Genomic DNA, 21,493 nt, shown 5'->3' on the forward strand with positions numbered 1-21,493 from the left:
GGGTGTGGGGGCGCAGCCCCCACGCAGGGGTGGAACCCCTGCACCCCGTCCTAAGCCTGTTGGCTATAGCTATACATTGCCTGGCGACTGAAGGCGCGGCTACACAAACAAAGTCCGCCTAAGCGGACTCAGGAAGCTTTTGGCAAAACGATGAGATACTTCATGGTACTTGCCAAGCCCTAGCATGATACGTATCGGGATCGGTATAGATATCTTGCCACATAATGCCTACATCGCCGTTGCTTTCGCGATCGTGCGAATGACCGGACTCGTGGCCTTCTCGATCTCGATGAGTATGGATATGCTCGTGGGAATGATGGGAATGCTCGCGATCGCCTTCTCGATCGTGGCTGTGTTCGTGGCTGTGTTCGTGACTGTGGTGATGAGCATGGGAATGGGATTCCCCATGATGGTGATGGTGATGACCCGAATCGCCATGACTGGATAGTGCTGCCAGTCGGAACTTGCACATCTCGCAGTTCATCTTGACTTCGCCCTGCTGCGCTTCGATTTCGCGATCGCGCAGAATTTCAAACAAAATCGGATCTATTCCAATCTCATCTAGATTTACAATCTCTAATAAATCTGAATGGGAAATATATTCCGATCGCATCCGCTCGCTGACTGCAAAAATCTTCTTCACCAGCGCGCCAGTAAACAGGAAGTATGGCAGCACGATAATGCGTTTGGGTTGGTAGAACATGGCGCGACGGAAGCCTTCTTCTAAGCGCGGATGGGTAATGCCTATAAAACAAACTTCTACTGTCTTATAGCCACTGCCTTCCCACAGAATCCGCGCCAATTTACATACATCGCTGTTGGCATCGGGATCGCTGGAGCCGCGCCCCACAAAGAGAATTACCGTATCCTCTCGACTGATGCGATCGGGATTGCGATCGCTGCGATCGAAGGTGGCGAGGCGATCGCGCCACAACTCGACGAGTAAAGGTGTAATTCCCAGATGCCTGCCGTAGCGATATTTAATTTCGGGGTGCTGTTGGCGGATGCGATCTAACTCGTTGGTAACGTCAAATTTGCTGTGACGGGCGGCAAACAACAGTAACGGTAGTGCTGTCATTTCCGTATAACCTGCTGCCAGGCATTGCTCCACGCCCTCGGCAATGCTCGGTTCGGTTAGCTCCAGGAAACAAGGAATAACTGGGCGACTGCGATCGAAGTCTTGGTAGGCCGAGGCAAAATCTAAAAACATCTGTCTACCGTCAGCATCCCTTGTGCCATGACCGATTAGCAGTAATGGCTGCGGTTGAATGACAGGGGTGTTAATAGAATTTAGCGGTAAAGTATTGACGGAACTTTCTAACATAAACTCAAAACTCCTTTCTCGTGCAACGCGAGAAATAGAGCGATCCAACAAGATCCTGCGAGCATTCCGACTATTACGGCTGCGGCACAGTGTTGGGGTTGCACCAAACTTTCCCCACAGGCTTGCAAATCACAGTGTGCTTATTGAGCATACACCGCTAAGTATGCAAAAACCTGAAATTAATCGTTAAGGTCATGCCAAGAAACGACTATCGACAGCTTGGTTAGAAGCCAGCAGGTGGTCGATCGCCTCACTTGGCAGTGGCTTGCTAAAATAATAGCCTTGACCGCGATCGCAGTTTAATTCCCGCAGGATGGCTAATTGATTGGCAGTTTCAATTCCCTCAGCTGTAATGCCCAGATTTAGGGCTTTAGCAAAAGCAATAATGGCATGAACGATGGCGGTGTCTTCGGGATTACTACCAAGTCCGTTTACAAAACCGCGATCGATCTTGAGGGTGTCTACGGGAAATTGCTTTAAGTAATTTAAGGCAGAAAAACCAGTACCAAAATCATCAATGGCCAATTGCACTCCCAGGTCGTTTAGTTTGCGGAGTAAGTCAAGATTGGCATCTGTATTTCTCAGGATCGCGCTTTCTGTGATTTCCAACTTCAAACTACCTGGCTCCAAATTCTGCTCTTGCAGGATCGCAGCAATTTTATCTTCTAATTGAGATTGCTGAAACTGTTTGGCTGAGAGATTCACGCCTACAACTAGAGGTGGGTCGCTGGGATATTGCAAATGCCAAACTCGCAACTGTTTGCAGGCTTGCTCTAAGATCCACTGTCCCAATGGCATAATTAGTCCCGTTTCCTCTGCCAAAGGGATAAAATCTAGAGGTGGCACTAAGCCGCGTAGCGGATGCTGCCAGCGCACCAGTGCTTCTACCTCAACAATCTTGCCAGTATCTAAATGTATTACTGGCTGGTAGTAAACCCTAAATTCCTGGCGTTCGAGCGCTCGACGCAGATCGGCTTCCAAGAGCAACTGCTGTCGTGCCTGGGATGCCATATTGAGATTGAAGACCTGATGGGTAGCTTTACCATTTTTCTTGGCTGCATACATTGCCGCATCGGCATCGCGGAGAAAGTCATCTGGACGACTGCGATCGCCCGTACTGATGGCTATGCCAATACTAGCCGAAATAAATATTTCATGGTCTTCTAAACTGAAAGGTAACTCCAGTTGTTTCGCAATCCTCCGGGCAACTGAGGTGGCATCCTCCATATCCTGGATGTTCTCAAGCAAAATCGTGAATTCATCACCTCCCAACCGTGCCAAGGTGTCCTCATCTCGCAAGCAGCTATCTAAGCGTTCGCTCACTAGCACGAGCAGGCGATCGCCTGCTTTATGGCCGAAACTATCGTTGATTAGTTTAAATCCATCCAGATCTAGAAATAGCACGGCGATCGTATTCGGACTGCGCTGAGCGCGTACTAATGCCCGACGCAAGCGATCCTCAAACAAAGGGCGATTGGGTAGGTTGGTGAGAGGATCGTGAAATGCTTGATACGTAAGCTTGGAAATCTGCACTTGCAACTGCTTTGCTAGATAGTTAATCGCTTTTCCCAGTTCCTGCAGTTCTTGAATATTGCTAGATGGTACCAGTCTGTTGTAGTTGCCGTGAATGATGTCCTGAGTAGTATCAACCATTGATTCTAGCGGCTGGGCAATGTCGCGAGCCAGCAGCAACTCAACCAGTAAAAGTACCATTAATAATCCCATCAATCCAAGTAGCTCGAGCGTTTTGCGCTGGTTGGCCGCCGAGACTAAATCTTGGGTAGAAATTAAAGCTAGCAGCAACCCACCATTATCTAGTTCTTGAGCAACAGCGTGGAAGTTATATTTAGATAAAATTTTATTAATGTCTTCTAGCTGGTTCAGAGTAAATTTGGACTGTTTTAGCAAGTTCATCACCTCTGGCTGAACAGAGGTAATATTGGCTAAACTGCCATCCTGAAATAATGCTAAATCGACAGGATCTTTCCCCTTATAAGATTCGAGGTCTTCGCCGTTTAATAGAGAGCCAATTATAACTACACCCGCGATCCCGTGCACTCCTTTGACTGGGGCTGAGGCAACTACTGCCAGTCCTTCCTTGCTGACAAAAGTACTGATTTTCGTTAGACCTGTTAAAGAATCATCAATTAAAGACGAAGGACTATTGTTGCCGCTATTGCTCAGGAGTAATAAATTACGCTGTTGGTCATCATATACTTTGACAAAGTCTATGCCTAGCTTAATTTTTAAGGGTAATAGAAGTTGAGTTAGTTGCCTCGTGTCTTTGTTTTCGATCGAGGTAGCAAGGTTGGGTTCTTCTGCTAGTAGCTCTACAAATAGTGCTTTAGCTTTCTTGCGATCTTGCAGGCGCTGCAATATGCCCTGCAGTACGAGCGAGCCTTTTTGTTCGGTCAGGAGTTTTATTTGCCAGTGAGTAGCAATGTCTTCGACCAGGCTGATGCCAACCGAGCCTGCTGCTACCAATACAATCACAGGCGCAAGCAACCTCGCGCGCAGCCGCCTAGGGCGTAGCTTTGCTATTAACGCCTGCATATCCATATTTCTCTACGATTTGTCTTCCTTCGGGACCGACAGCGAAATTAACAAAGCTTTGCAACTCTGGGGCTGGATTGCGTCGATGAACTAGTCCCAAGGTTAGATACCACGGGTACTTACCCCCAGCTACCGTATCGACGCTGGGTAACGTGCCATCTAGACTGAGAACCTCGACATGCTGCGGATCCAGGATTTGCATTAACCCTAAGGAAGAATACCCAAAAGCATAGGGGGTACTGTCGAGGGACTCCACCATATCCTTAGCTTTAGATAGAACAATGGTTTGTACCTGCACTGGACGGTTTTGCATAAATGGTAAAAGCCCTAATTTTCGTGCTGATTCGCCTGGGTCTCGATCCAGGACGATAATCGGGGCATTCTGACCGCCCAACTGCTGCCAGTTTGTCAACTTACCTGCATAAATATCCTGAATTTGGGTTGTGGAAAAATTTTTGGTTGGTACTGGTTTGTGCGCGACAAATGCGATCGCATCGCGAGCAAAGGGCTGGTAGACGATCGCTTCTTTGGACTCAGCTTTAGATAGCGGTCGATTGACAACTGCTAGATCCAGCTTTTCTTGAATCACCCCTTTAATGGCACCACCTGAGTTAGTCCCTGACTCAAACTGGAGTTGAGAATTGGGGTGTTTCTGGGTATAGACTTCGGCTAATTTCTTTACTATTGGTATAGCCGTACCCGAACCCGATACTCGAAATACGGTTATTTGTGAAGTTTTCGAGGGAGAATCAAATAATTGTTGGGATGTTTGCAAGCTTGGACTGGGCGTACAACTAACCAAACCCCACGTTAGAAATACTGCAAATATTGAAAGAGGTTTCAGCGATCGCGATTTCATTAGTAAATGTTGGCAAGTTGAATACAGCAGTAATCATTTATAGCTATAGCCAACAGGCTGAGGACGGGGTGCAGGGATTTCACCCCTGCGTGAGGGCGCAGCCCCCACACCCCCCTGTCCTAACAGATCTAGATCTGTCTATGGCTATAAGACGCTTAACGTGAGGTCTGGCGAACTGACGTAAGCTCGGGGTTCGTTTAGTAACGACACGCCCAGAAACGGGGTGTTTTTCCCGATTCCTAATTAAGATTACCCAGAAGTTACCGTTTGTTTAACCGCCAGTTGCCTCCCTATCCCTTCCCAAATAAGAAATCGCCCTAGCAAACCCAGAATGCGGTCGGCAGGGCAATTCGGAGAGATCGGATCTATCTGAATTTATTCGCGTTGTTGCTCGATCTCGGCAAAAGCTTGCTCGAAGTCCGTATGCGTAATGCGCAGATCCTTGATGTCGCCGTTGGGGGCGAGTTGATGGCGACGAATGGCAGAAATCGCGGCGCGATTGCTCAAAAATGCTAGATCTGCGCCGTTCCAATCTTCCGTACGCTCGGCCCATCGATCTAAATCTAGATCCTCTGCCAAAGGGCGATCGCGATTGTGTACCGACAGAATGCTGCGACGACCCTCGGCATTGGGCAGATCGACTTTCATGTGCAGTTCGATCCGTCCCGATCGCAAGAGTGCCGGATCGAGGGATTCCTTCCGGTTGGTTGCCGCTACTAAGAGGATGCCCTCAGAAGACTTCACGCCATCCAGTTCCGTCAGCAGTTGTCCGATCGTGCGATCGCTGACCCCACTGTCACCCTGATAGCTACCTCTAGCGGGGGCGAGGGTATCGATTTCGTCAATAAAAATAACGCAAGGGGAAGCTTGTCTGGCCTGGGCAAATAACTGTCTGATCGCCTGTTCCGATGCGCCTACCCATTTGGTGAGTAACTCTGGTCCGGCGATCGCGATAAAGTTGGCCTTGGCTTCGGTGGCGACTGCCTTTGCCAGTAGGGTTTTGCCAGTACCGGGTGGGCCGTAGAGCAGGATGCCTCTGGGCGCGCGGGCGCGCGTGTGGGCGTACAGTTCCGGCGACAATAATGCCCCTGCTACCGCCTCCTGCAGGGTTTGCTTCACCTGCTCTAAGCCACCGATTTCCGACCACTCCACTTGAGGTGACTGGATTTGTAGCGATCGCAGCACCGCTGGCTTCACTTGCGTGAGGGCATGGTCGAAGTCTTCCTTCGTTACCTGTAGATCGTCGGGAACTTGTGATAGATCGGGTACCTGTCGCTGGAGCGCTTTATAGGCCGCCACCTGACACAAGCCTTTAATATCCGCACCGACAAACCCCAACGCTCGATCTGATAGCTCGTCAATACTCACATCTGGGGCTAGCGGCATATTACGGGTATGAATTGCCAGAATCTCCTTTCTAGCTTGCCGATCTGGAACGGGGAAAAGGATCTCGCGATCGAAACGACCGGGACGGCGTAGGGCTGGATCGATGGCATCGGGACGGTTAGTTGCGGCCAGCACGATCGTGCCCTTGCTAGCGGAAAATCCATCCATTAACCCCAGCATCTGCGCCACCAGGCGTTTTTCTACCTCGCCTTCCACATTGGCGCGGTTGGGTACTAGTGCGTCGATTTCATCGATAAAAATCAAACAAGGCGCGGATTTTGCCGCTTTTTCAAATACCTGGCGCAGTTTGCCTTCGGCTTCGCCGTAGTACTTGCCAATAATTTCTGGCCCTACAATCGATATGTAGTTAACGCCCAGAACATTAGCTAGCGATCGCGCCGTCAGGGTTTTGCCCGTTCCCGGTGGCCCCATGAGGAGGATGCCCTTAGGCGGCTCAAGGCCGAGTTTTGCGAGGATATCGGGGCGTTTGAGCGGAATTTCGACTAGATCGCGCAGTTGAGCTAGCATGTTGCCCAATCCGCCTACGGTTTGTTCGAGGCTGACGGGAGGCGCTTTAGGATCGGGTGGAGTTACAGTGGGAGTGCTGCTGGTGGCTTCGCTGTCGTTGTTCGTATAGGCAGGGCGAGGCATATTGCCGCGACGGGGAATACTGCTGAGCGGACGGCTAGAAATATGGACGTTGGTTCTCACTTCACCTGACTCCGTTTTGGCATCGATCTTCTGCGCGAGGTCGATTAGCTGATCGAGATTCAATAGCTGTTTGACTTCGTCTACGATGGACTCTAGCCCTTTAACTTCAAATGAAATGTCCTTTTTGTCGTCGCTCATGATGCATTTCCCGCCAGAAAGTTAGTTTGCCTTAGTACTCATACTATCCTCTCAATCGGAATTTGGCACTAAGCAAGCGATCGCTTGGGTAAAACCGAGATCGAGAACGAAAAAGCAACTAAGCTAAGGTTTCATTGTTCGTTACAGCTAGAGACTGCAAGCACTGCATACCTTTTTGGTATGCGGTAGTAATTGCTAGCCTAAGACTAAAGCATTTAACTAATTTGTCAATCAATGATTTGACTTAGCATTTTTGTACGACTAACCTTAAAGAGAATTATCCAGAATTTCTCAAGCATCTTCGCAAAAGTTCAGATCGCCGCAATTGAGAAGTGCAACGAAATGATTTAGCTTGCCTGTCTTCTACGTGCAGTCCTCAAAAGATGATGAATTCTAAACCGTTAGGTTTATCCCTGTTATTCCAGCTTTTAATTGGTGCAATCGGGGCGATCGCGCCGACACATGCCGCTGAACAATGCCAAGCTTTCGAAGTAGTTGGGGGCAATGGCACTACTCAGATAAAAACTGTCACGCCGCCTAGCGTTCCGTTTATCCCGTTCGTACCCTTTGTCAGCTACGGTAACAACTGGAATACTGATTTTGCCGTTCCTGGCGGCAGATCCTTCAAACGCTATCTGGTAACCATAACACCCGAAAGCAATGTCACCTATGGCATTGAACTCAATCTAAAATACAGCAACAACACCTTCGACCAGTTTTACAAGCAAACGACTGATATCAAAGCTGGCGAAACGCTAAAACTTTCTGCTACTCCTCGTTCTAGCTCCCAACCGTACCAGGTAAATGCCTTAATTGGCGGCATAGACAATGCGATCGGTACTACCTACCAACTAACTGTTTATGGCTGTAATTAAGCTGGCGATCGCCGCGATCGAGAAGTGCGACGAGTAGCTCCGTATGGGGTAATCCCAAAAAGTTAAGCCTGCTACCTGCATGGAGTGGGCATCACCTATAATTATTAAATAAATGTATACAAACAACTATCCAGCAAATTCTATGCACTAAGCAGCGCGAGTTCTTAGTGTCAGTTTGCAGGCTCAATCCACAACATACCTGACAGCAAATTATTTAAGTGTCCTCACACATGCAACAACCTAACCAGAACTCCATAAATATCCCAGGGCCATCATGGCTTGTAGAAGAGCGCGATGCCTGTGGGGTTGGTTTTATTGCGGATAGAGGGGGTCGTGCCAGCCACGATCTCGTTGTCAAAGCCATCAAGGCGCTGACCTGTATGGAGCACCGTGGGGGGTGTAGCGCCGATCGCGATACTGGTGATGGTGCCGGTATTATGACGGGTATTCCCTGGGAGCTTTTACAGGCATCGATTCCAGGTATAGACCCAGCCATATGCGCGGTGGGCAATATATTTCTGCCGCAACAAGAGGATCGTGCTGCCATTTGTCGCGAAATTACCGAGCGCTGCGCTGCCGAAGAAGGTTTAACCGTCGTGGGTTGGCGGCAGGTGCCAGTGCAACCGCAGGTTTTAGGTTCCCAAGCACGGGAAACCTGTCCCCATATGGAGCAGGTGGTGTTTCAAGCCACAACTCTGCGCGGTGAAGCTTTAGAACGAGCGCTCTACATTACCCGTCGCCGCATTAAAATTGAGATCAGGCGACTGCATCCCACCTGGCACGCGACATTTTATATTTCGTCTCTCTCTAACCACACGATTATTTACAAGGGTTTAGTGCGATCGGCTGTGCTGGGAGAGTTTTACCAGGACTTGCTCGATCCCGCCTACGTCACAAATTTTACCCTTTACCACCGCCGCTTTAGCACCAACACGATGCCGAAGTGGCCGCTAGCTCAACCCATGCGCTTCCTGGGGCATAACGGCGAAATTAATACATTGCTCGGTAATATTAATTGGTTTATGGCGAGGGAAGGCGATCTAGCTCATCCTAACTGGGGCGATCGCATCCCAGATATCGTTCCCGTGCTCAAATCCAACGAAAGCGATTCCGCCGCTCTCGATCATATCTTCGAACTACTGATCGAAACCGGACGCAGTCCATTGGAAAGCTTGATGATTCTGGTGCCAGAAGCCTACGATCGGCAGCCGGATCTCGAAGGGCACCAGGAAATTGTTGATTTCTACGACTATTACAGCGGCTTGCAGGAAGCTTGGGATGGCCCCGCTCTTCTCGCATTCAGCGATGGCAAAGTTGTAGGCGCGGGTCTCGATCGCAATGGATTGCGTCCGGCTCGCTACACGATTACGTGCGATGGCATGGTGATTGTTGGCTCTGAAGCAGGTACGGTGGATATCCCTGAGTCGGAGATCGTCGAGAAGGGTAAACTCGGCCCCGGTCAAGCATTGGCGGTCGATCTGGTAAATCATGAGATTTTACGCAACTGGGATATCAAGCAACGAGTGGCGGCAGCTCGTCCCTATGGGGCATGGTTAAAAGAATATCGCCAGGAACTGGAACCTCAGCCTTTCTACGGCGAAACTGCGCTTGACGAGCAAAAACTGCTGACCTATCAGACTGCCTTTGGCTACACATCGGAAGATGTGGATATGGTCGTAGAAGCGATGGCACAGGATGGAAAAGAGCCGGTTTTCTGCATGGGCGATGATGCGCCTTTAGCCGTACTTTCTAACAGTCCCCATTTACTGTACGACTACTTCAAGCAGCGGTTCGCCCAGGTAACGAATCCTCCCATCGATCCTCTACGCGAGGGCATGGTGATGTCGCTGGCAATGAACTTGGGGTCGCGCGGCAATTTGCTGGAAGCAAGACCCGAGTACGCTCGACAGCTCAAAATTAATAGCCCTGTTTTGAATGAGAGCGAACTGGCAAAAATCCAGCAAATGGGATTTAAGGCACAAACTCTCGATATTGTTTTTCCCATTGCAGCGGGGCCAAGCGGTCTCAAAATTGCGATCGCTACTCTCTGCGATGCCGCGATCGCAGCGGTCAAGGATGGAGTCGAAATCTTAATCCTCAGCGATCGCGCCCTCGATGCCAATCGCGCCTTCGTGCCGCCCATTCTGGCCGTGGGAGCAGTCCACCACCACCTGATCGCGGCTGGTTTGCGCATGAAAGCTTCGATTGTGGTGGAAACGGCGCAATGCTGGAGCACGCATCATTTTGCTTGTCTGATTGGTTACGGAGCCAGTGCGATTTGTCCCTATCTAGCGCTCGAAACCACCAGGCAGTGGTGGGGCAAGCCTAAAACTCAAATGCAAATGCAGCAGGGCAAAATCAAACATCTCACAGTGGCGCAGGTGCAGGAAAAATATCGTCAGGCAGTGGAAGGGGGCTTGCTCAAGATTCTCTCGAAAATGGGAATTTCTTTGCTATCGAGTTACAATGGCGCGCAGATTTTTGAAGCGATCGGTATTGGCAGTGAAGTAGTCGATCTTTGCCTGCGCGGTACGACTTCGCGCGTCGGTGGAATGGAATTAGATGATATTGCTTCCGAAGTGATTAGCTTCCACAGTCGTGCTTTCCCAGAGTTACAGTCTAAGAAATTAGAAAACTTTGGCTTCGTGCAGTACCGCCCCGGTGGTGAATATCACATGAATAGCCCTGAAATGGCGAAGGCGCTGCATAAAGCCGTGGCGGGAGAAGACTACGATCACTACGAAATCTACAAGCAACAATTGCAAAATCGTCCTCCCACGGCGCTAAGGGATTTGTTGGAATTCAAGAGCGATCGCGCTCCTATCCCTATCGAACAAGTCGAACCCCTCACCGAAATTGTCAAGCGTTTCTGTACGGGAGCGATGTCCCTAGGGGCGCTCAGTCGGGAGGCACATGAAGTGCTGGCGATCGCCATGAATCGCGTGGGTGGCAAGTCTAACTGTGGCGAAGGTGGCGAGGATGCCATTCGCTATCTCAAACTCAACGATGTCGATCCGGAGACGGGGTTATCTCCCACATTCCCGCACCTGAAGGGATTGCAGAATGACGATACCGCTAACTCCGCGATCAAGCAGGTAGCATCGGGGCGATTTGGCGTTACGCCCGCCTACCTGGTGAGTTCCGATCAATTGGAAATCAAAGTCGCTCAGGGGGCAAAACCAGGCGAAGGCGGGCAACTGCCAGGGCCAAAGGTAAGTCCCTACATTGCGATGTTGCGCCATTCCAAGCCGGGCGTACCGCTGATTTCGCCACCGCCTCACCACGACATCTACTCGATTGAAGACCTAGCTCAACTAATCTTTGACCTGCATCAAATCAATCCCACTGCAAAAGTCTCAGTCAAACTAGTTGCTGAAATTGGGATCGGCACGATTGCGGCTGGAGTCGCCAAAGCCAATGCCGATATCATCCAAATTTCCGGTCACGACGGTGGCACGGGCGCTTCGCCACTGAGTTCGATCAAGCACGCTGGCGCGCCCTGGGAGTTGGGTCTCACCGAAGTTCATACGGTTTTGATGCAGAATCAACTGCGCGATCGCGTTCTGTTGCGCGTTGATGGCGGCTTTAAGACGGGTTGGGATGTCGCGATCGCAGCCTTACTGGGCGGTGAAGAGTACGGATTCGGTACCGCTGCCATGATTGCTGAAGGTTGCATTATGGCGCGGGTCTGCCATACGAATAAATGTCCGGTGGGCGTGACCTCTCAGATGGAAAATCTGCGCAAACGGTTCCCCGGCACGCCGGAACACGTAGTCAATTTCCTCTACTTCGTGGCGGAGGAAGTACGAACGATCCTGGCTAAGCTCGGCTATACCTCTTTGGATGAGATTATTGGGCGCTCCGATCTGCTGGTGCAAAGACAGGACGTGAAGCTAGCCAAACTCAAACACCTAAATCTCGATTGCCTGATGCAGTTACCGGATGCAAAAGCCGATCGCAGTTGGCTCCAGCACCCCGAAACAGCCCACGGTAATGGTGCAGTTTTAGACGATCGCATCCTTGCCGATCCAGAAATTCAGGCGGCGATCGCTAACCAAACCGATCTAAGTAAGTCTTATGCGATCGTGAATACCGATCGCTCCGTAGGGGCAAGGGTATCGGGCGCGATCGCGAAACTGTACGGCAACTCCGGTTTGGCGAGTCAGCTTAACCTGGAATTCACGGGTAGTGCGGGCCAGAGCTTCGGTGCGTTTAACTCGCCCGGCATGTACCTCAGCATTACGGGCGAAGCCAATGACTACGTGGGCAAGGGGATGCGTGGCGGTGAAATTGCGATTAAGCTCCTACCGACTGCGCTCTACGATCCTGCCGAGAACGTAATTTTGGGCAATACCTGTCTCTACGGTGCGACAGGTGGTTATCTGCTGGCAAATGGCAGGGCGGGCGAGCGCTTTGGCGTGCGCAACTCCGGCGCGAAGGCAGTAGTTGAGGGCGCTGGCGATCATTGCTGCGAATATATGACTGGCGGTGTCATCGTGGTATTGGGCAAAACCGGACGCAACGTCGGTGCGGGCATGACGGGCGGCATTGCCTACTTCCTCGACGAAGATGGCAGATTCACCGAACGGCTCAGCCAGGAAACGTTCAAGGTGCAGCGCGTCACTACCCAAGCGGGCGAACAGCAACTGAAGGAGTTGATTCAAGCCAGTTGCGATCGCACGGGTAGCGCTAAAGCCAAAGCGATTCTGTCTAACTGGTCGAACTACCTGCCCATGTTCTGGCAAATCGTGCCACCATCAGAGGAGAACAGTCCTGAAGCTAGCGATACAGTTGCAGTAGCTTCAGCCGTATAGTCGTACTACCGTAAATATGATGACTCAATCCGAACGACAAGTAGCGATCGCCGTGGTTCAGGCTGCCCTGAATGCTGATGTGGCTGCGAATGTTGCCAAAATTACGGATCTAGTAATTAAAGCGGCGGAGCAAGGCGCGCAGATAATTCTGCCGCCGGAGTTGTTTGAAGGGCCATACTTTTGTCGCGAAGAAAGGGATACGTTCTTTGACTGGGCGCGATCGGTGGAAAATCATCCCACAATCTTGCATTTTCAAGCACTTGCCCAAAAGCTCAATATCGTAATCCCAATATCCTTTTTTGAGCGCGCCGGACAGGCATACTATAACAGTCTGGCAATGGTGGATGCCGACGGGTCGTTACTTGGCGTTTATCGCAAGAGCCACATTCCTGATGGCCCAGGATATGAAGAAAAGTTCTATTTCCGTCCTGGCAATACGGGTTTCAAGGTGTGGTCAACTGCCTTTTGCCAGCTTGGTGTAGGCATCTGCTGGGATCAATGGTTTCCTGAGTGTGCCAGAGCCATGATGCTAATGGGAGCCGATCTGCTGCTGTATCCCACTGCCATTGGCACGGAGCCATTAGAGCCGGATTTATTTACCAAAGATCCCTGGCAGAGAGCGATGATCGGCCATGCGGTCAGTAATGTCGTGCCCGTGGCTGCGGCTAATCGCATTGGCGTGGAAGGCAACCAGACCTTTTACGGACACTCATTTATTGCTAACCATCGCGGTGATGTGGTCGCAGAACTGGGCGATCGCGAAGAAGGGATAATCCTGGCTCGATTCAATCTGGACCAAATTCGACGCAACCGCGCGTCATTCGGTTTCTTCCGCGATCGCCGTCCCGATCTGTACGATATCTTAACTACAGCCGACGGCAGAGCGTCAGTATAGCTGCGGGAATCGCTTTTGCTGGTAATGCCTGCGCTTGCCGTCAGAGCGATCGCAGGCATTACCCAGATCGGGATTGCCTAGGCAACTTTCTCAACGACTTCTGTCTTTGACTTTTGAGACTGCCTAGGTAACTCGTAGGGTTTTTCTGCTCCCTGCGCTAGGTATGCTGCCAACTGACTTTCGATTTGATCGCGCACAATTTGGCGATATTCCAAGAAATGTTCGTTATGGGCGCAAGCCGCCAGATAATGTTCGGTCACGCGGGGATTATGTTTGATAATACTAAACAAATGATGCCAAAACTTCCAACGGGTTTCGCGCTTGATGCCTTGTCGCCAAATTACCGTGAGGAATGCCTTCACAATTATCCACTCGGGCATTTTAGCTGGCGCTGTCCAACTAGGCCCGCCCATCATTAAAAAGCAGCGATAGGTGCGATCTAAATATTTGACGGGATCGTACAAAGCGCAAAACGCTTCAATATATTCCCTCGCAATGTCTTCGAGGGGTCGAGTGGCAATAAAGTTCATCAAAGTAGTCTGGTTGATGTTGCCATCTGTGTTTTCTCGCAAGCGACCCTCTTTGTGAAGGCGATGCCACAGGGCAGTGTTCGGTAAAGCCTGTAACATGGCGAATGTGGTGGAAGGAATGCCAGCTTGCTCGGCAAACCGGACAATGCGATCGCCTGCTCCTGCTTTTTCACCATCGAAGCCAATAATAAATCCAGCCATCGGACGCAATCCGGCTTTGATAATGCTTTGCACCGCATCGGTGAGGGAACTGCGGGTATTTTGGAACTTCTTCGTCAGTTGGAGACTGTCTTCATCAGGGGTTTCAATCCCCAGAAATACAGCGGCAAATCCACATTCCACCATTAACTCCATCAGTTCTGGATCTTGAGCCAAATCCACTGATGCTTCCGTATCAAAGCGGAAGGGATATTGATGCTCTTTCATCCAGGTTTTCAGTTCGTGCAGCAATAGCTTGACATTGCGCTTGTTCCCAATGAAGTTGTCATCGACCATAAAAATACCCCGTCGCCAGCCTAGCTCGTAGAGACAATCTAGTTCCGCTAGCAATTGTGCTGGAGTTTTGGTACGCGGTTTGCGCCCGTACAGGACGATGATGTCGCAGAACTCGCATTGGAACGGACATCCCCGTGAAAACTGGATCGACATCATATCATAGGCATCAAAATCTAATAAATCGAAGCGTGGGATGGGAGTGCTTGTCACATCTGGTTTTTCTGTAGCCCGAAAAATACCTGAAGTCTCGCCCCGTTGAATTGCCTCGACAAACATCGGTAGCGTAATTTCTCCCTCATCAAGAATGAGAAAATCTGTACCTACTCCTTGCACTTCATGGGGGACTGAAGTCGGATAAGGACCACCTACAGCGACCAACTTACCGCGACGTTTTGCCTCTTTGATTTGGTCGAGCAAATCTTCTTTTTGTACGATCATGGCAGAGAGAATGACTAAATCCGCCCATTCCCATTCTGATTCGGTTACCGCTCGAATATTCCGATCTACCAGCTTAAAATTCCATTCCTGCGGTAAGATTGCTGCAACTGTGACCAATCCTAAAGGCGGCAGCAGAACCTTACGATCTACTAATTCTAAAATCTTTTCATAGGACCAGAATGTTTTAGGAAATATTGGATAGATTAGTAATATATTCATCCGGCTTCCGTACTTATAGTTTGACTTTTAACTCGATTTTTATCAAAGCTAACTTAAGCATTATCACATTCCCACAAATAAAGCTACTTGCCAAGGTAGTATGGCAACATAGCAGTTATGGCAATTATTTCTTCTCACAAAAGCAATAGTAGTAAAGATGACTCCGAGCGGGGTATCGATCGCAAAGTTAACCGGAGCGATCGCAGCGCTCTGGGAACCGAGCTACTGCAAAGCGCTGCCAATCAAGAGGAGAAAATTGCCGAAGCAAGCCCCACATCGATTGAGACTAACATTCGCCCCCAAAGCCTTAGCGATTACATCGGGCAAAAAGATCTCAAAGAATTGCTCCAAATTGCGATCGCCGCCGCCAGATCGCGTCAGTCCGCCCTGGATCACGTGCTGTTTTACGGCTCGGCGGGCTTAGGTAAAACTTCGCTAGCGCTGATTATGGCAGCAGAAATGGGCGTGCAGTGCAAAATTACATCCGCCCCGGCGCTAGAACGCCCGCGCGATGTGGCAGGGTTACTAGTAAGTTTGCAACCCGGCGATATTTTATTCATTGACGAAATTCATCGCCTGCCCCACGTCACTGAGGAAATTCTTTACCCCGCCATGGAGGACTACCGCCTCGACATCACGATTGGTAAAGGGCAAGCAGCACGGATCCGCAGCGTGCAGTTGCAAAGGTTTACCCTGGTTGGAGCCACCACCAGAATTGGAGCATTATCCTCGCCCCTGCGCGATCGCTTTGGGTTCGTGCAGCACCTCCGCTTTTACGAGGTGGACGAACTGGCCGCGATTGTAGAGCGCAGTGCCAAAATTCTCGGCACGCCCCTCGATGAGGCTGGCGCGCTCGCGCTCGCCACCCGCGCTCGCGGTACGCCGCGCATCGCCAACCGCCTCCTGCGGCGGGTGCGCGACTACGCCGAGGTGAAGGCTAATGGCGCAATTACGGGGGCGATCGCCGAAGCTGCCCTAGAGCTATTTAATGTCGATCCGCGCGGTCTGGACTGGATCGATCGCAAGTTGTTGACCGTGATGATTGAAAATTTTAACGGCGGCCCCGTCGGCTTGGAAACGATGGCAGCAGCAACGGGTGAAGATACGCAAACCATAGAAGAAGTTTACGAACCATACCTGTTGCAAATTGGCTACCTCAACCGTACCCCAAGGGGGCGCGTTGCCACCGCTGCAGCCTGGCGGCACCTGGGCTACCCTTCGCAAACAGAATTTAAGTTACAGCCGTAGACAACAAGCTTAGGATGAGGTGCAGCAAGGATATAACCCTATCCGAGCGATCGACTTCAACACCCCTGTACTCACAGACTTGACAAAAACGTATAGCCGTATGCAGATCTGCATACGGCTATAAAACAAATGGCGGGGGACGGATTTGAACCATCGACCTTCGGGTTATGAGCCCGACGAGCTACCAGACTGCTCTACCCCGCGTCAGCTTAGCTAGCATAACACAATACCATCTGCTCTGTACATATTTTTGAAAAATTGTTGCAGTTCTGACTGAAATTGTCCAATGCACAACAAAATTAGAGTTGAAATTTTGTTAGGAGGAGGTGCGGGGGATGCGGCAGTGGTTCTAAAGGAAGCCCCCCAAGACTGCCCTGCCTCCCCTGCGTGGGGCGCAGCCCCCACACCCACCTTAAACCAGACCGCTTAGGGCTTATAGTTAGATTGTTAAAACTTATTTGAGATAGCAAGTATGCAACTGTGGGTGTTGCTATTTAATACAGATCCTGATAATCAGGGGATTTATGCCCGCTGGGAAGGCGGCCAGAATATCGTCCTTGCCTTTACCGATGAAGATGATGCCACGCGCTATAGCCTGATGCTGGAAGCTCAGGATTTTTTGTGCCCGCAGCCCGAACCGATAGACGAAGAGGAATTAAAGGCTTTTTGTGAAGAGGCGGGCTATAGATTAGAGATCGTCCGCGAGGACGACCTGGCACTACCACCCGAGCGCAATCTGGAAGAAACGGACTGGCAATCGCATTCTGAAGATCGAGACGTAAATTCTTTAAAATCTACGGCTCGAAATGATGAAGCCGATGAAATTGAAATTATGCGTCGTCGGTTAGAGGGGTTACTTTAGACCTATGGTAAAAATCCTTTCCCCATCTACCTATAATGGTTGGTTTCATTTTCCCGTGCGCGCGCAACCCCATAACACTGACTACGGTGGTGTAGTTTGGCATGGTGCTTACCTCAGTTGGATGGAATCTGCCAGGGTTGAGTGCTTGCAAGCTGCAGGTATCAGCTTTGCCGATCTAGTGGCTGAGGGGATCGATCTGCCAGTCGTTAATATGTACCTGCGGTATCATGTAGCCGTTAAAATGGGCGAAGCAGTTGATGTGATGACTAGATTAGCACCGCTGGAAAGGCTGCGACTAAACTGGGAATATGAAATTAGAACTACAGGTAAACTGTGCGTATCTGCCCAAGTTAGCCTCGTGGCGATCGATCGCGCTAAAGGTAAAGTCATGCGCTCCATGCCGCCTATCCTGGAAAAGGCACTAGAACGCATAGCGATCGCGCAGTCGAAACAACCCACCTAGCCTGGACGTTAAATCATTGGGGCAAATTTATGTTTGGTAGCTTATTTTCAAAGTCACGATCGGAGCATAGCGATCGCGTCCCACCCGGACAGCATCTCACCAATGGATTTCCCGTATTAACCTATGGCCCGACGCAAAGCGTCGATCCTCAGGCATGGCGATTGCGCGTTTGGGGATTGGCAAAGGAGAAGACTTTTACCTGGGATGACTTGATGAACATGCCCCAGCACGATTTTACGGCTGATTTCCATTGCGTTACCAGTTGGTCTAAACTCGACGTGCAGTGGTGGGGCATCAAAGTGACGGATTTTATGAAACACGTCGAACTCGATCCTAAAGCTTTGCACGTCATGCAGCACTCCTATGGTGGCTATACCACCAACGTTACGCTGGATGATTTCCAACGCGAGGAGAACTTTTTTGCCCACACCCTATTTGGCGAACCGCTACCCGCAGAGCACGGTGGCCCTATGCGCCTTGTCGTACCTCACCTTTATGCCTGGAAAAGTGCTAAATGGATCGAAGGTTTGGAGTTCGCAGATCGAGAAGAATTGGGATTTTGGGAAAGGAACGGGTACCACCGTCGCGGCGAGCCTTGGGCTGAAGAACGTTACAGTTTGTAGTTGGAGCGATCGTTACCTAGGGGAGAACAGATAGATGTTTCCCCTACACAAACAAAGTCCGCCTGCGCGGACTTCAAGTAAACAGGGGGTAACTAAACAGGATTTGGTTATTACTTAAACTTCTACCTCTTCTAACTCCTCTTCTGTTTCATCTACTTCTTCTATCTCTTCCATCTCTTCTTCCTCTTCCTCTTGCGCTAGGGCTTGACGGCGTGCTTCTTCTTCCCTAGCTTTGCGATCTTCCTCGGCATAGTCATACTTAGATGCATCTTTAATGTCAATCTTCCATCCGGTCAATCGCGCTGCTAAACGTACATTCTGACCTTCTTTCCCGATCGCCAGGCTCAATTGGTCGTCCGGCACGAGTACGTGTGCCTGGCGTTCCTCGGCATTAATCAATCTGACTTCTTGAATGCGGGCGGGGCTGAGGGCATTAGCTATATAGGTAGCGGGGTCGGGCGACCACCGGATCACGTCAATCTTCTCACCTCGTAACTCCGCTACCACGGATTGAATCCGCGCGCCCCTAGCACCAATACAAGCACCAACCGGATCGACATCGCGCTCTAGGGTGTCAACGGCAATTTTAGTGCGCGGCCCCACAGCGTAGGAAGCATAGGATGGGGGATTCGCTTCCCTTGCCACTGCCACGATCCTGACAACTTCATCCTCGATCTCCGGCACTTCGTTGGCGAACAGATAAACTACTAAGCCAGCATCCGCACGAGATACCATCAGTTGCGGCCCGCGTCGCGATCCTTCATAGACTTTCTTCAGGTAAACCTTGAGCGTGGAATTAGGACGATAGGGGCGCTCGTTGGGTAATTGTTCGCGCTTTGGTAGCTCTGCCTCTACTTCTGGCTGTCCAAAGCCGCTGCTTACTGCCATAACTACCGAACTATTCTCGAATCGCAGCACTCGCCCCTGGAGTACAGTCCCCTCTAGATCTTGGAATTCTTCTTGAATCAAGCGGCGCTGTTGATCGCGCAGTTTTTGAGCTAATACCTGTTTGGTTTGAATTGCCGCCATCCGACCAAAATCATTTTGTTCGGGCGTGACATCGACTACTACGGTACCGCCTGCCTGCGCTTCTGGCGCTACCTCGCGCACTTCCGCCAATGAAATTTGATGATCGGTGTTATCTACCTCTTCTAAAATTGTCTTCGTGGCCAGGACTCGAAATCCCTCATTTTCGATATCCAGTTCCACGTCAAAGTTCTCAAAATATTCCTCATCAAAGTTAATTTCTTCCGTTCGATAGGTTTTGCGAAATTTCTCGTAGCCCTTAAGCAGTGCTTCGCGCAGAGCATTTTGAACGGCATGTTTGGGCAGATTGCGTTCTTTACTAATCACCTCTACCATATTGCCCAGTCCTGGCAGCTTCAGCATTGACATATTATTTCTATCTCCTGATTAAACTTCTCGATTGATGTCATCAAACAAATATTGGGTAGATTGGGAAACCGTCGAGGTCTTCAACTAAGCTCGACCCCTGTTACCAGTTCCCACGGTATTTCGATTAACTTGCCTTTCTGGCTCAGGGTCAGTAGCTCGGCACTGCGACTTACTAGCTGACCCGTCCAACTTTGCTTGCCAGCGTGGGGCGCACGGGTGCTAGCAGTAACCGTGAATCCCCGAAAAGCCACAAACTCGCGATCGCTTTTGAGCTGCCGATCCGTACCCGGGCTAGATACTTCTAATACATAGGCATGGGGAATAATATCGGCTCGGTCGAGGGCAGGTTCGAGGGCGAGGCTCATGCGTTCGCAGTCTGATAAGCTGGTATCTCCTTCAGGGATGCGAATATCTACGCGCAGTACCGCCGGATTTTTATGCGTGTGGAACACCACATCCACCACTTCTAATCCTAGGGACGGCGCGATCGCTTCAGCGATCTGTAAAATTTGCGGAATCAACGGATGGCTCATATGTACTTGGTATGTACGTGAATGCAAATCAATCCGAGCTAAAAACAGAAAAAGTGGGCTTATTCCCACTTTTCCACAAAACTCCTGCGCAATCTAACTCACAATTAGCTCGATCGCTAGTCAGGGCGCAGATTAATCTCTAGCAGCATTAAGGCAATTGCGATCGCAATTGCTCTAGATATCTCTAGCTTGCTGCGTAGGGTTGATTCATGCTAGCACAACTGTCAATCGTGCATTTTTTGCAGTTCCGGTCTTTCTTCTGGTTCGATCGCGCCCTTAACGGGACAAACTTCCAGGCACACACCACAGTCAATGCAAGTATCGAAGTCGATCCAATACCAGGAAGTACCTTTAATATTAGTCCCTGGCCCTGGATGAATGCAGGCCACCGGACAGGCTGGCACGCAAGCCGCCACACCTTCGCAGATATCAGTTGCAATTGTATAAGCCATATGGTGGTTTGAACGGATGCAGGCAAATAGTTTTCTTAATATAACTTTACCAATTTTGCCGATCTTAAATATAGCCGTAGACAGATCTGTTAGGACAGGGGGTGTGGGGGCTGCGCCCCCACGCAGAGGTTCCACCCCTGCACCCTGTCCTAAGCCTATTGGCAGCTATAGCAAGATTCGCTGGCGATCGCAAATTCCGCCACAATATATATTGGTAATTGTCTAGCTAATCCACTGAGCCATTTGGTCAATAGGCAGAGGAACTTATGCCAAATACCCGCAAAGCTAAAAATATCAAGCAACAAATGCAACAGCAAATGCAGCAGAGTCTAGATGCGCTGAAAGCAGAAGCCCAACGCAAATACGACCAGTCCCTACACCACGCCGAACGAGAACTGAAAAAACAACAACATGCCGCCCGCGAACAACTCGATCGCGCCGACCAATGGGCGCTCGATCGGGTTAACGAAGCCCTGGATAAAGCTACCGCAGAGTTTAACCGCGCCAAAGACAAAGCCAAGCGTAGGTATGACAAAGCGATCGAAGAAGCCCAAGAAAGCTTACAAAAGCAACTAGAACAAACCAGCACCGAAGTCAGCAAACAGATTGGTAAAATGGGCTATCGACTCAAAAAAGCAGCCCGCTCCGCCTGGCACAAACTAATTGATTGATCGGCGCTA

Annotated in this window: 16 protein-coding genes, 1 tRNA gene and 1 riboswitch; of the genes, 8 read left to right on the forward strand and 9 right to left on the reverse strand. The window is 50.3% G+C overall.

All coding sequences use genetic code 11. The features are described 5' to 3' along the window. Window positions 1-160 precede the first annotated feature (160 nt). The 4 genes from PSE6802_RS0102770 to PSE6802_RS0102785 form a co-directional block, all read right to left on the reverse strand. Complete coding sequence (locus PSE6802_RS0102770; protein ID WP_019498543.1) at window positions 161-1,324, reverse strand: sirohydrochlorin chelatase; 1,164 nt, start codon at window positions 1,322-1,324, stop codon at window positions 161-163. A gap of 51 nt (window positions 1,325-1,375) precedes the next feature. Next, window positions 1,376-1,455, reverse strand: a riboswitch (adenosylcobalamin-variant (AdoCbl-variant) riboswitch). 61 nt (window positions 1,456-1,516) lie between these two features. Further along, on the reverse strand, window positions 1,517-3,817 hold the full coding sequence (locus PSE6802_RS30705) for a bifunctional diguanylate cyclase/phosphodiesterase (protein ID WP_162139192.1): 2,301 nt from the start codon (window positions 3,815-3,817) through the stop codon (window positions 1,517-1,519). 28 nt (window positions 3,818-3,845) lie between these two features. Next, complete coding sequence (locus PSE6802_RS0102780; protein WP_019498545.1) at window positions 3,846-4,736, reverse strand: substrate-binding domain-containing protein; 891 nt, start codon at window positions 4,734-4,736, stop codon at window positions 3,846-3,848. A gap of 375 nt (window positions 4,737-5,111) precedes the next feature. Then, window positions 5,112-6,971 carry an AAA family ATPase gene (locus tag PSE6802_RS0102785; protein ID WP_019498546.1) on the reverse strand — a complete coding sequence of 620 codons (1,860 nt, stop codon included), beginning with the start codon at window positions 6,969-6,971 and terminating at the stop codon, window positions 5,112-5,114. Window positions 6,972-7,354: 383 nt separating this feature from the next. Between PSE6802_RS0102785 and PSE6802_RS0102790 the strand changes: the two genes are divergently transcribed. From PSE6802_RS0102790 to aguB, 3 genes are all read left to right on the forward strand, one after another. Further along, window positions 7,355-7,846, forward strand: a complete 492-nt coding sequence (locus tag PSE6802_RS0102790) for a hypothetical protein (RefSeq protein ID WP_225902631.1) — start codon at window positions 7,355-7,357, stop codon at window positions 7,844-7,846. Window positions 7,847-8,076: 230 nt separating this feature from the next. Beyond that, on the forward strand, window positions 8,077-12,660 hold the full coding sequence (locus PSE6802_RS0102795; protein WP_019498548.1) for a glutamate synthase-related protein: 4,584 nt from the start codon (window positions 8,077-8,079) through the stop codon (window positions 12,658-12,660). Window positions 12,661-12,676: 16 nt separating this feature from the next. After that, window positions 12,677-13,555: an N-carbamoylputrescine amidase gene (gene aguB, locus PSE6802_RS0102800; RefSeq protein WP_019498549.1), complete on the forward strand. Its 879-nt coding sequence runs from the start codon at window positions 12,677-12,679 to the stop codon at window positions 13,553-13,555. A gap of 77 nt (window positions 13,556-13,632) precedes the next feature. On the opposite strand, the gene PSE6802_RS0102805 is transcribed toward aguB, so the two are convergent. Beyond that, the gene (locus tag PSE6802_RS0102805) at window positions 13,633-15,237 is read right to left on the reverse strand and encodes a B12-binding domain-containing radical SAM protein (RefSeq protein ID WP_019498550.1); all 1,605 of its coding nucleotides are present in this window, start codon (window positions 15,235-15,237) and stop codon (window positions 13,633-13,635) included. A gap of 117 nt (window positions 15,238-15,354) precedes the next feature. Between PSE6802_RS0102805 and ruvB the strand changes: the two genes are divergently transcribed. Then, a complete protein-coding gene (gene ruvB / locus PSE6802_RS0102810) occupies window positions 15,355-16,485 on the forward strand; it encodes a Holliday junction branch migration DNA helicase RuvB (RefSeq protein WP_019498551.1) in 1,131 nt (376 codons plus the stop codon). A gap of 130 nt (window positions 16,486-16,615) precedes the next feature. Here ruvB and PSE6802_RS0102815 read toward each other — a convergent pair. After that, window positions 16,616-16,689, reverse strand: a tRNA-Met gene (locus PSE6802_RS0102815). Between the two features lie 268 nt (window positions 16,690-16,957). Here PSE6802_RS0102815 and PSE6802_RS0102820 point away from each other — a divergent pair. From PSE6802_RS0102820 to PSE6802_RS0102830, 3 genes are read left to right on the forward strand one after another with little or no spacing between them, the layout of a single operon-like run. After that, window positions 16,958-17,347 (forward strand): DUF3110 domain-containing protein, encoded by a 390-nt coding sequence (locus tag PSE6802_RS0102820; RefSeq protein ID WP_019498552.1) that lies wholly within the window; start codon window positions 16,958-16,960, stop codon window positions 17,345-17,347. Between the two features lie 4 nt (window positions 17,348-17,351). Continuing rightward, window positions 17,352-17,810, forward strand: a complete 459-nt coding sequence (locus PSE6802_RS0102825; protein ID WP_019498553.1) for an acyl-CoA thioesterase — start codon at window positions 17,352-17,354, stop codon at window positions 17,808-17,810. 29 nt (window positions 17,811-17,839) lie between these two features. Beyond that, window positions 17,840-18,433 carry a sulfite oxidase-like oxidoreductase gene (locus PSE6802_RS0102830; protein ID WP_019498554.1) on the forward strand — a complete coding sequence of 198 codons (594 nt, stop codon included), beginning with the start codon at window positions 17,840-17,842 and terminating at the stop codon, window positions 18,431-18,433. A 114-nt stretch (window positions 18,434-18,547) separates the two neighbouring features. Here PSE6802_RS0102830 and nusA read toward each other — a convergent pair whose 3' ends face one another. The 3 genes from nusA to PSE6802_RS0102845 all read right to left on the reverse strand — a co-directional run bounded on the left by nusA (window position 18,548) and on the right by PSE6802_RS0102845 (window position 20,813). Continuing rightward, a complete protein-coding gene (gene nusA / locus PSE6802_RS0102835) occupies window positions 18,548-19,828 on the reverse strand; it encodes a transcription termination factor NusA (RefSeq protein WP_036945127.1) in 1,281 nt (426 codons plus the stop codon). An 80-nt stretch (window positions 19,829-19,908) separates the two neighbouring features. Next, a complete protein-coding gene (rimP, locus tag PSE6802_RS0102840; RefSeq protein WP_019498556.1) occupies window positions 19,909-20,361 on the reverse strand; it encodes a ribosome maturation factor RimP in 453 nt (150 codons plus the stop codon). Between the two features lie 224 nt (window positions 20,362-20,585). Beyond that, window positions 20,586-20,813 carry an indolepyruvate ferredoxin oxidoreductase subunit alpha gene (locus PSE6802_RS0102845; RefSeq protein ID WP_026103012.1) on the reverse strand — a complete coding sequence of 76 codons (228 nt, stop codon included), beginning with the start codon at window positions 20,811-20,813 and terminating at the stop codon, window positions 20,586-20,588. Between the two features lie 266 nt (window positions 20,814-21,079). Between PSE6802_RS0102845 and PSE6802_RS0102850 the strand changes: the two genes are divergently transcribed. After that, window positions 21,080-21,484 carry an ATP synthase subunit B family protein gene (locus tag PSE6802_RS0102850; RefSeq protein WP_019498558.1) on the forward strand — a complete coding sequence of 135 codons (405 nt, stop codon included), beginning with the start codon at window positions 21,080-21,082 and terminating at the stop codon, window positions 21,482-21,484. The last annotated feature ends 9 nt before the right edge of the window (window positions 21,485-21,493 follow it).

This window comes from Pseudanabaena sp. PCC 6802 (assembly GCF_000332175.1).
Taxonomy (GTDB): domain Bacteria; phylum Cyanobacteriota; class Cyanobacteriia; order Pseudanabaenales; family Pseudanabaenaceae; genus PCC-6802.